The sequence below is a fragment of the Amycolatopsis orientalis DSM 43388 genome, assembly GCF_000411975.1.
GTDB classification, from domain to species: Bacteria; Actinomycetota; Actinomycetes; order Mycobacteriales; family Pseudonocardiaceae; genus Amycolatopsis; species Amycolatopsis orientalis_D.
In genome coordinates, this window is the sequence record NZ_ASXG01000180.1 from 72573 (window position 1) to 82520 (window position 9948).

Sequence of the window (9948 nt, forward strand, 5' to 3'; positions counted from 1 at the left end):
GTGGAGCTGACGCCGGACCCGTCGAGCGTGCGGGTCGACGGGCCGTGGACGCATCGCGACGTCTCGGCCAACGGCATCCGCCTGCACGTCGCCGAATGCGGCGAGGGACCGTTAGTGCTGCTCCTGCACGGGTTCGCCGGGTTCTGGTGGACCTGGCGGCACCAGCTGCCCGCACTGGCCGACGCCGGTTTCCGCGCGGTAGCGGTGGATCTGCGCGGCTACGGAGACTCGGACAAACCCCCGCGCGGCTACGACGCGTGGACACTGGCGGGTGACGTCGGCGGCCTGATCAAGGCGCTGGGCGCCCGCCGGGCACATCTGGTCGGCCACGCGTGGGGCGGCATGCTCGCCTGGACCGTCGCCGCCCTGCACCCGCGCCTCGTGTCGTCGGTGACCGCGATCGGCGCCGCGCACCCGCTCGCGTTCAAGTCCGCGGTGAAGCGCACGAGCGGCCAGATCCGCGCGGTCGGCCACCTTTTTCGCTTCCAGGTCCCGATGGCCCCGGAGAAATGGCTGGTCCGCGACAACGCGGCGGCAGTGGAAGAACTGTTCGCCAAGTGGTCCGGCGAGCCTTGGCGGTCCTCTTCGGACTTCACCGAGACCCTGCCCCGGTTCCGCCAAGCGATGCTGGTCCCCGGCGTCGCACACTCGGCGCTGGAGTACTACCGCTGGGCCTTCCGCGCCCAATTCCGCGGCGAAGGCAGGCGCTTCACCGACGCCGTCAACGCCCGCATCAGCGCCCCGGTACTCCAATTACACGGCGCGGACGACACCTGCATCCTCCCGGAAACCGCTCTGGCGTCAGTCCACTGGGCAGGCCCGCACAGCGAACCGAAAATCTGGCCAAGCATCGGCCACTTCCCACACCTAGAGGACCCAGACCGAGTCACCAAGTCCGTTGTGGACTTCGTGCACTAACCCCACCACACAGACGCCAACCGCAACCGCCACGCCCAACGATCGAGACACCCAGCCTCCACCCTGCACCCCGATACGAAGCCTCCCTGCGGTTCGGTGGTGCTTGTCAAGGCACGCTTTCCCGCCTTGACAAGCACCACCGAACCGTCAGCACAATCGGGCTTCGGGGTGCCCCACGCAGGACAAGGCGCAATGTCGCCCGCCAGGGCGACGAGCAGCCGAAAACTCAACTAGCACAAGCCCCAGTCCCGACCCGATCAGTCTGCGACGGAGCCGCCTCCACTTCCCCGCGCACCTGATCCGCGGTCAACGTGAACCCAGTCTCCGGATCCTCCACCGCGGCCCCGAAAACCACCCCGATCACGTCCCCGTCCGGCGTGATCATCGGCCCGCCGGAGTTCCCGCTGCGCACCGTCCCCCGGACCGTGAACACATCCCGCTGCACGGTATTGGCGTCGTAAATATCCGGCCCGCGCAAATTGATCCGCGTCCGAACGCGAGCCGGCGTCGCGGTATACGGCCCGTCCAGCGGATACCCCAGCACCACCGCGTTATCACCAGCCTTCGCCGCCTGGGAAGCGAACGGCAACACCGGTGCCCGCAACCCAGGAACCGCCAGCACCGCGATATCGACCTCCGGGTTGAAATACACCACCCGCGCCCGGTAATCCCCCGAGGTCGACTCGATCCCGACCTCGTCGGTCCCCGCCACCACGTGCGCGTTCGTCATCACCCGCTGCGGCGCGACCACAAATCCGCTGCCTTCCAGCGCCCGCGAACAAGAAGGCGCGTTCCCGCGAATCTTCACCACACTCGGATGCACCCGCTTGGCCACCGCGGACACATTGAGCGAGGTATCCGGCGGCGGCGTGTCCGCCGAGGGCGCCTTCTCAAACGGCGACAGCGCAGACGGAAACCCAGACGCGTCAAGCAACTTCCGCAAATCACTGGGAAGCCCCTGCGCCTCGGCCGGCATCAGGTCGTTGACCTTGCCGAGCACCACCGAGGAATTGATCGACTTCGCCAGCCCGGGAATCGCCGACACCGTCGTCAGCGGATTCGCCACCAGCCACGCGACCACGAACACCGCGGCCGCCTGCAAGATCGCGCCGAGCGTCTTGTCGATGCCGGAAAGCTTGTCCGGATTGATCTTCTGCCGCAGCTTCCGCCCGACCCACACGCCGAGCGTCTCGCCGAGCACGATCAGGAACACCACGACGGCGAACGCGAAAGCGACCTTCGCGACCGGGCTGTCGAAGAGGCTGATCACGAACGGCGCCAGCTTCACCCCGGCCACCGCGCCCAGCGCGACGCCCACAAGCGCGGGCAGCGCGACGATCACGCCCTGAAAAGCACCGGAAACCGCTGCCATGACCGCGAGCAGCAGGACGACGACATCGACCCAGTTCACCGCGCCGTCACTCCTCGATAGTGCCGTCCCTGGCCGCCAACCGGCCCTGATGTTCGGCCCACGCTACGTCAAGCTCGCGCACATCGCCGGTGTCCCACTCCCGTTCCCAGCCGCCGAGCGAGAGCAGCACGGACAGCAGACCGGCGGTGAAACCCCACACGAACAGGCCGTCGACGGTGAAGGCGGGCCCGCGCCACGACGCGTCGCCGCGGCGCACGGTGAACCGGTTGGCCGGGTCGGCGAGGTCGGCCAGCGACACGCGGGCGACCGCCGCCGTCTCGGCCGGATCGACCGCGCGGACCGGCGACGGGGTGTGCCAGTGCGCCAGCACCGGGGTGACCGCGAACCTCGACACCGGCACGAACAGCTCCGGCAGCACCGCGACCGGCAGGATGCCCGACGGGTCGACGCCGGTCTCCTCCTGCGCCTCGCGCAATGCGGTGCCGACCGGCCCGTCGTCTCCGTCCTCCGCGCCGCCGCCGGGGAACGAGACCTGCCCGGCGTGCGAGCCGAGCGTGTCCGCCCGCCGCTGCAGCAGGACATCCGGGCCGTCGCCGCCGGGTCGTTCGCCGAACAGGATGAGCACCGCGGCGGCGCGGGTGAGCAGATCGTCCGGCGGGCTGAACCGGGTGAAGGTCCGGCTGTCGACCTCGCCGGACACCTTCACCAGCGGCCGCAGCCATTCCGGCACGGCTTCGGGGTCGACGAGCGGTCCGGTGGTCATGAGTAGTCCTTCACAGCAGCGCGCACCTGGTCAGTGTTGTCGAACAACCGCGGGTTCGCGATGAACCGGACCCGGCCGTCCGCGGTGACCAGGTACGACGCGGGCAACGACGAGGGGACCTTGAGCGCGGTGCGGACAGGACCGGTCTGACCGTCGCCGTCGTACAGCGACGGCAGGTGCACGCCGAGTCGCTCGAACAGGCCGAGCCCGTCCGAGGCCGGGCTCGCGACCTGCACGCCGACCACGCGCACCGCACCCGGCTCCGCGGCGTACCGCTGCAGCACCGGCAACTCGGTGCGGCACGGCTGGCACCACGACGCCCACACGTTGACCAGCACCGGACCGCCGCCGAGGACCTTGCCGACGTCCACCCGGGACCCGTCGCCGAGGCAGTCCGCTTCGATCCCGGACAGCTGGCCGATCTCCTTCGCCGCGGCGGGCGGGCAAGCCTGGAGCTTCGCCGCCGCGCGGGCGGCGGTGAGGTCGCCGGACGCGGGAGGCGCGGACGTCGCATCGCCGCCGCGCAGCGTCAGGACGGCGACCAACGCGGCCACCGCCAGCACCGCGACCCCGAGCGCCCATTTGGTGACCGCAGTCACCCGCGCGCCGCCAACTCGAGGATGTGGTCCTTCTCCGGACCTTTGACCAGCTTCGCGGCCACTTCGAACTCGGTGGGCCCGGTGCCGAACGAAGGGCAGTCCTTGCGCAGCGGGCACGCGCCGCAGGCCGGTTTCCGCGAGTGGCACACGCGGCGGCCGTGGAAAATCACGCGGTGGGACAGCATGGTCCACTCTTTCCGCGGGATCAGCTCGCCGACCGCGTGCTCGACCTTGACCGGATCCTCTTCCGCGGTCCAGCCCCAGCGCCGCACGAGGCGGCCGAAGTGAGTGTCCACTGTGATTCCCGGCACGCCGAAAGCGTTGCCGAGCACGACATTCGCGGTCTTGCGCCCGACGCCGGGCAGCGTGACGAGATCGTCGAGTTTCTTCGGCACCTCGCCGCCGTAGCGCTCCACCAGCGCCGCGCCGAGACCCATCAGCGAATTCGCCTTCGCCCGGAAAAACCCGGTCGTGCGCAGGTATTCCTCGAGCTCGGCGCGGTCGGCCCCGGCGTAATCGGCGGCGGTGCGGTACTTCGCGAACAACGCGGGCGTGACGAGGTTCACCCGCACGTCCGTGGTCTGCGCCGACAACACCACCGCGACCAGCAGTTCCAGCGGATTCGTGAAGTCCAGCTCGGCCTTCGCGTCCGGATAAACCTCGTCGAGGCAACGTTTCATCCGCCGGGCGCGTCTCACGAGGGCGAGCCGGCTTTCTTCGCGGTCCGCGCGGGGCCCGTTCGGGACAACAGGGGGCACCCCGATAGCCTACGGGCGAGTCGGACGAGCCGGTCGGGAGCATCCGCCGGTGGACGGCCGAACCGCCAGAGCACTACCTCTGCGGGCCGCGCGTCCGCCCTGAGCGAGGATCTGGAGATCCATGACCGAGTGCGTCACCGACAACAGCGGAGCTGTGGCATGACCGTGTGGTTCGTGATCTTGGTCCCACTGGTGATCATGTTCTTCGCGTTGTTCATGGAGCGGGTCGAGAGCAGGCTCAAGCACGTCGCAGTGCAGGAAAACGAGGTCGAGGAGTTCTTGGAGCAGGCCCAGCCCAACGAGGTCAGGGCGCTGTACGGGCACGGGATCGGCCGCGCGCTCGAGCTGTTCCGGCTCCGCCGGCTCGGCGGACGGGCAGCCAGGCTACGCGCGCGCAAGGTGCGGAGTTAGGCTGCTCAGTCGGACGTGATCGTTCCAGGCAGCCGCGCCGGGCGCGGCGAGCCGACGAGCGATCTGCCCGACACGCCCTAGACTGACGCGAAAGTGATCGGCGACACTGCCTTCGACCTGCGAAGGAAGTGATCGTTTCTCGACGAGGAGGCACCCGAGGTGGACGAAACCCTGGCCCGTGCGGGCATTTTCCAGGGTGTGGAGCCGGCAGCGGCGGAGGCGCTGGCCCAGACCTTGGAATCCGTGGAGTTCCCCCGCGGCCATGTCATCTTCAACGAGGGCGAGCCGGGCGACCGGCTGTACATCATCCAGTCCGGCAAGGTGAAGATCGGCCGCAAGTCCCCGGACGGCCGCGAGAACCTGCTGTGGATCGCCGGTCCGTCCGACATGTTCGGCGAACTGTCCATCTTCGACCCCGGCCCGCGCACGTCCGGTGCCACGACGGTCACCGAGGTCCGCGCGGTCACCATGGACCGCCCGGCGCTGCGGCAGTGGATCGCCACCCGCCCGGAGATCGCCGAGCAGCTGCTGCGCGTCGTCGCGCGCCGGCTGCGCCGCACCAACAACATGGTCGCGGAGCTGATCTTCACCGACGTCCCCGGCCGCGTGGCCCGTGCGCTGCTGCAGCTGGCGCAGCGCTTCGGCAGCCAGGAGGCGGGCCTGCTGCGGGTCACGCACGACCTGACACAGGAAGAGATCGCCCAGTACGTCGGCGCGTCCCGCGAGACCGTCAACAAGGCTCTGGCCGACTTCGCCCACCGCGGCTGGCTGCGGCTTGAGGGCAAGAGCGTGCTGATCCTGGACCCGGAGCGACTCGCTCGCCGCGCCCGCTGAGCTTCCCCCGAGTGGGTTAATCCGCGCGGGTTTTTCGAAGGCCACCTCCTACTGGGGGTGGCCTTCGTGCGTGCGTACCGGACTATCCCCCACAAGAGCGGCGTTCCTCGCCCGCTCCGTGTCGCCCCCGGTTCCGGTCTTCCCGGCCAGGAAAATGACAAGGAGCCGGGCGCCACCCCCGACGTGGCGCACCGGCTCCTCGCCTGCGCACGGATCATCCCCCGACGACCCGCGCTCCCCGCCCTCCGGACCAGGCCCCGACCCATATGCCGGAGGGAGCTGGGTGCTGCAGTGCTGTCCAGCCCAGTGGGCTGTCTTTCAACCATCACGGCCAAAACCCACGAATTCAAGGCCATTCACCCTCAAGGACGCCAAGACGGCGTCTTCGTTGCACGAGTTCACGAAGAATCCAGCTGGTGTTATCGGATCGAGACCTCAAGGTCATGCAACCGGGCCACCACCGCCGCCGGAGCGGGCTGCTCCGCGATCTCGGCGGCCAGCGACTCAGCGGACTCTCGATAGCTGCGCTCGGCGAGCACCTTCTGGACCGCGTCGAGAATTCCGTCGTTCGAGTCGACTGCCAGTCCGGCTTCCGCGGCCTGAATCTGGGCGGCGACTTCGAAATGATCAGTCGCCAGCGGCAAAACCACGACCGGCACTCCGTGCGCGAGCGCGCCGAGAACGGTCGCCGAACCGCCGTGGCAGACCACCGCGTCAACGGCGGGCAGCACCTGCGCCTGCGGCACGAACTGCTCGATCCGCACGTGGTCCGGTTGCTCGCCGAACCGGCTGACGTCTCCGTCCCGGCCGATCGTCGCCACGACGTTCACCGGCTCGTCTCGCAGCGCGGCCACCATGCTTTCCAGCACGCCGGGCCGCGCGTTGTGGGTGGTCCCAAGGGTGACGTAGACGGTCCGGTCGTACGGCAGCCCGTCGAGGACCGCCGGACGCGGGCCCGGCGTCGGCACCACGCCAGCGGGCTGAAGCGGCCAGCGAGTCGGGTACTCCCAGGCGACGTCCGCCGGGCTCAGCCCCGCCGGCCAGAAGTCCAAGTACGGCACGGCGTCGCGCGGCGGCAACGCGTCGAGACCACGTTGGCGGACGAGGCCGTTCGCGACCTCCCAGGCTCGTTCCATCGTCGCGGCGGCCTTCGGCGGACCGATCGCGTGCATCGCGTACGGCACACCGACCAGGCCCGCGGCCATCACAGCCGCGCGTTCGGCGAGGTTGGCGATGACGAGGTCGGGCTGCCAGTCGCGGACGAACTCGACCATGTCGTCGAGCCGCGCGGCCGCGCCGAGGCCGACCATGAATTCGGCGACCAGATGGGAGAGCCGCTCGTCCGCGGTCATCCCGGCCATCTCCTCGCGGGCGCGCCGCCACCTCGATGCGGCGGCGTCCGGGTCGCTCGGCCGCCCCACCGAGACCGCTTGCAGACCGGTGTTTTCCAGATACCGCACGGCTTCCGGGCCGGTCACGAACGCGACCTCGTCCCCGGCTTTCCGCGCCGCCCGCGCGAGCGGAAGCATCGGCGCGAGATGGCTGTATCCGGCTCCGGAGGAGAACATCAGCCGCATCGCGCGAGCGTACTGACCGACCCGTTCGGGCGTGACCAAGATGACCGGAAAATTACTGGTACCTCCGTACCAATTTCGCCATACTTGTACGCGTGTCCCAGTCTGCCCGCTCCGAAGGCCGCACCACGCTCGCCGACTACCGCGCCGCGCTGACCGCCCCTGGCTCGCGCGGCCCGGTGATCGCGTCGATCCTCGCCCGGCTCCCGATCGCGATGATCGGCATTTCCGCACTGCTGTACGTGCAGCGCGAGACCGGTTCGTTCGCCGCGGCCGGGCTGGTCTCGGCGAGTTCGCTCGCCGGGGTCTCGGTGGGCGCGGTCGTGCAGGGCAGGCTGATCGACCGGTTCGGGCCGAGCCGTCCGCTGCTGGTCGTCGCCGCCGTGTTCGCGCTGTCGATGGCGTCGCTCGCGGTCGCGATCGAAGCGCACCTGCCGACGTTCGCGCTGGTCCCGCTGTCCGCCGCGACCGGGCTCGCGGAGCCGATGGTCGGGTCGGCGTCGCGGGCGCTGTGGACGAAAATCCTGCCGGAAGGACCGGCGCGCAACGCCGCGCTGTCGTACGAGGCGATCAGCATGGAGGTCTTCTTCATTCTCGGCCCCGGCATCGCGGGCCTGCTGATCACCGCGCCGTGGGCGGGCACCGGCATGATCGCCGGCTCGATCACCATGGTCACCGGCGCGGTCCTGTTCGCGCTGAACCCGACCGTGCGCGCGTGGGGTCCGGCCCCGAAGGCCAAGACGCCGCTGCTCGGCGCGCTGGCCAGCCCGGGGATGCGCACGCTCGCGTTGGCGGCGCTCGGTTTCGGCGTGGTGATCGGGTTCGTGGAGGTCGCCGTGCCCGCCGCCGCGACGGAATCCGGGCACCCTTCGCTCAGCGGTCTGCTGCTGTCGGCGTGGTCGTTGAGTTCGGTGGCGTTCGGGGTGGCCTACAGCCTGCACCCGTGGCCGCGCCGGCTCGGCTTGCGCCTGCCGGTCCTGCTGGGCGGCTTCGGTGCTTTGGTCGCGCTGCTCGCGCTTCCGTCGAGCCTGTGGGCGCTGGCCCTGCTGATGCTGCTGGCCGGCGCGATGATCACCCCGCAGTCGACGACCCATTCCGCGGCCATCGAGGTCGTCGCCCCGCGCGGGACGGCGGCCGAGGCGTTCGGCTGGGTCCTCACGGCGGTGACGCTGGGGCTTGCGGCCGGTCAGTCGGCGAGCGGCTATCTGGTCGAGCATTCCGGGACCGCTGCGGCGTTCCTGGCCGCCGGGGCGGCTGGCGTCGCGCTGGCGGTCGTGGTGTGGCTGCTGCGGGGAACCGTGCGCGCCGCGTCGCCGACGGTTGCGGACAGTGCTCTCGTGGGAGCTTCTCGCTAAGAGTTTCCGCAGCTCAACAGCTTTGGCTGCGGTTTTTGTCGGTGGTCGCCGCTACTTTGCGTGGCATGGATCTCACTTCCCTCGTGCGGCCGCTCGCAGCGGCCGTGACCGCCGCGGCCCGACTCCTGTCCCGGCAAGCCCGCCTGCGTTTGCGAGCGAACGCGGATGGCCTAGTGGTGTCCGGCAACGACCGCGACCTGGCCGTCCAGCTGTCTTGCCCAGCGACCACCCATGTGGACGGCGAAGTCGTCGTCCCAGCCGCGCCTTTCGCCGAAACGGTCCGGATGCTGGATGTCGACCAGGTCCGGCTTGCCGTCGAAGGAAGCCGCCTCGCGATCCGGACGGACAGCGCCCGCTTCGCCCTGCCGCTGCTGGACCGGGACCTGCTCCACGACCGAGAACCGCCACCCCTGTTGTCCAAAGTAGACGGTGCTGCCCTCAGTGCGGCGCTGCGCACCGTGGCCGGCACCGCCGCGAAGGACGATCCGCTTTCGGTCTTCACCGGCGTACGAGTGCAATCGATCGGCGACGAACTGTGCCTGACCGCTTCGGACCGCTACCGCATGGCCGTCGCGCGCCTGCCGCTGCGGGAAGTCCGGGAGCCGATTGACGTCCTGGTCCCCGCCACGTTGCTGACCGAAGCCGCCCGGCACAGCTCCGGTGCGCTGGGACTGCACGCCGACCACGGGCAGTTTGCCCTGAGCTGGCCAGGAGGCACCGTCACCACGGCAGTGCTGGACGCGGGCTTCCTGTCCGCCGACTCCATCCCGTCCGACGCGGTCGACACAGAAGTCGAGGTGGGTGCCGACGAACTGGCCGCCGCCATCCGCCGAGTCGGCGTCTACACCGAGGACCGCCGAACCGTGACCCTGGAAGTCGGCGACGCACACCTCCGCCTGGCCAGCGCCCGGCAAGACACCGGAGAGGCAGAGGAACACCTGAAAGCAAACGTTTGCGGCGGCCGGACGTCGCCGTCCTTCCAAGCCCGGTACCTGCTCGACGCCTTGGCCCCGTTCTCCGGAGAACGAGTCCGGCTGGCAATCCAACCGGGACTGCGAGCGTGTGTCCTGACTCCGGCGGACGCGGAGGGACGGGAGGTGGCCTTGAAGTACTACGTGATGCCAATGCTGTCGCGGTAACCGGTGGCCGCTGCGTTGGGCGGGGTCGACGGCTGGCCCCGGGCCGGAACGCGAACCGGAGTCGGCGCGGCCCGGCTCGGCCACTCGGAGCCGATTCCGGGTGCCGATGCTGATGCCGAGGGTGGGCCGACTTGAGCTGGCCGCGCGACGGCTGGAGCCTGCCGCAGGGCGATTCCCAGCAGGTTTTCGCCGAGCGGGGCGGGGCGGGGCGGGGCGGGGCGGGGC

Annotated in this window: 10 protein-coding genes; 5 read left to right on the forward strand and 5 right to left on the reverse strand. The window is 70.0% G+C overall.

Annotation, left to right across the window (positions count from 1 at the left end):
* Positions 1–918 carry an alpha/beta fold hydrolase gene (locus L942_RS37210; RefSeq protein ID WP_037369304.1) on the forward strand — a complete coding sequence of 306 codons (918 nt, stop codon included), beginning with the start codon at positions 1–3 and terminating at the stop codon, positions 916–918.
* Between the two features lie 226 nt (positions 919–1144).
* Here the strand turns inward: L942_RS37210 and L942_RS37215 are convergent, their stop codons facing one another.
* From L942_RS37215 to nth, 4 genes are read right to left on the reverse strand one after another with little or no spacing between them, the layout of a single operon-like run.
* The gene (locus L942_RS37215; protein WP_037369280.1) at positions 1145–2329 is read right to left on the reverse strand and encodes a MarP family serine protease; all 1185 of its coding nucleotides are present in this window, start codon (positions 2327–2329) and stop codon (positions 1145–1147) included.
* Positions 2330–2336: 7 nt separating this feature from the next.
* Positions 2337–3053, reverse strand: coding sequence for an NUDIX hydrolase (locus L942_RS37220; RefSeq protein WP_037369283.1), 717 nt, complete (start codon positions 3051–3053; stop codon positions 2337–2339).
* The gene (locus L942_RS37225; RefSeq protein ID WP_037369285.1) at positions 3050–3652 is read right to left on the reverse strand and encodes a TlpA family protein disulfide reductase; all 603 of its coding nucleotides are present in this window, start codon (positions 3650–3652) and stop codon (positions 3050–3052) included. Before L942_RS37225 ends, L942_RS37220 begins: the two co-directional genes overlap by 4 nt.
* Positions 3649–4332 (reverse strand): endonuclease III, encoded by a 684-nt coding sequence (gene nth, locus L942_RS37230; RefSeq protein ID WP_037369286.1) that lies wholly within the window; start codon positions 4330–4332, stop codon positions 3649–3651. Before nth ends, L942_RS37225 begins: the two co-directional genes overlap by 4 nt.
* A gap of 237 nt (positions 4333–4569) precedes the next feature.
* Here nth and L942_RS37235 point away from each other — a divergent pair, with 237 nt between their 5' ends.
* On the forward strand, positions 4570–4821 hold the full coding sequence (locus L942_RS37235; protein WP_037369289.1) for a hypothetical protein: 252 nt from the start codon (positions 4570–4572) through the stop codon (positions 4819–4821).
* Between the two features lie 159 nt (positions 4822–4980).
* Positions 4981–5655 carry a Crp/Fnr family transcriptional regulator gene (locus L942_RS37240; protein WP_009084463.1) on the forward strand — a complete coding sequence of 225 codons (675 nt, stop codon included), beginning with the start codon at positions 4981–4983 and terminating at the stop codon, positions 5653–5655.
* Positions 5656–6074: 419 nt separating this feature from the next.
* Here L942_RS37240 and L942_RS37245 read toward each other — a convergent pair whose 3' ends face one another.
* Positions 6075–7232 (reverse strand): glycosyltransferase, encoded by a 1158-nt coding sequence (locus L942_RS37245; RefSeq protein WP_037369307.1) that lies wholly within the window; start codon positions 7230–7232, stop codon positions 6075–6077.
* A gap of 92 nt (positions 7233–7324) precedes the next feature.
* Between L942_RS37245 and L942_RS37250 the strand changes: the two genes are divergently transcribed.
* On the forward strand, positions 7325–8584 hold the full coding sequence (locus tag L942_RS37250) for an MFS transporter (RefSeq protein WP_037369290.1): 1260 nt from the start codon (positions 7325–7327) through the stop codon (positions 8582–8584).
* Positions 8585–8649: 65 nt separating this feature from the next.
* Positions 8650–9723 (forward strand): DNA polymerase III subunit beta, encoded by a 1074-nt coding sequence (gene dnaN, locus L942_RS37255; RefSeq protein ID WP_037369293.1) that lies wholly within the window; start codon positions 8650–8652, stop codon positions 9721–9723.
* Positions 9724–9948 lie beyond the last annotated feature (225 nt).

Bases quoted from the DNA above. Each gene is read 5' to 3' on its own strand.
- L942_RS37220 (WP_037369283.1), bottom strand. From the start codon at position 3,053: ATGACCACCGGACCGCTCGTCGACCCCGAAGCCGTGCCGGAATGGCTG.
- nth (WP_037369286.1), bottom strand. From the start codon at position 4,332: ATGAAACGTTGCCTCGACGAGGTTTATCCGGACGCGAAGGCCGAGCTG.
- L942_RS37235 (WP_037369289.1), top strand. From the start codon at position 4,570: ATGACCGTGTGGTTCGTGATCTTGGTCCCACTGGTGATCATGTTCTTC.
- L942_RS37245 (WP_037369307.1), bottom strand. From the start codon at position 7,232: ATGCGGCTGATGTTCTCCTCCGGAGCCGGATACAGCCATCTCGCGCCG.
- dnaN (WP_037369293.1), top strand. From the start codon at position 8,650: ATGGATCTCACTTCCCTCGTGCGGCCGCTCGCAGCGGCCGTGACCGCC.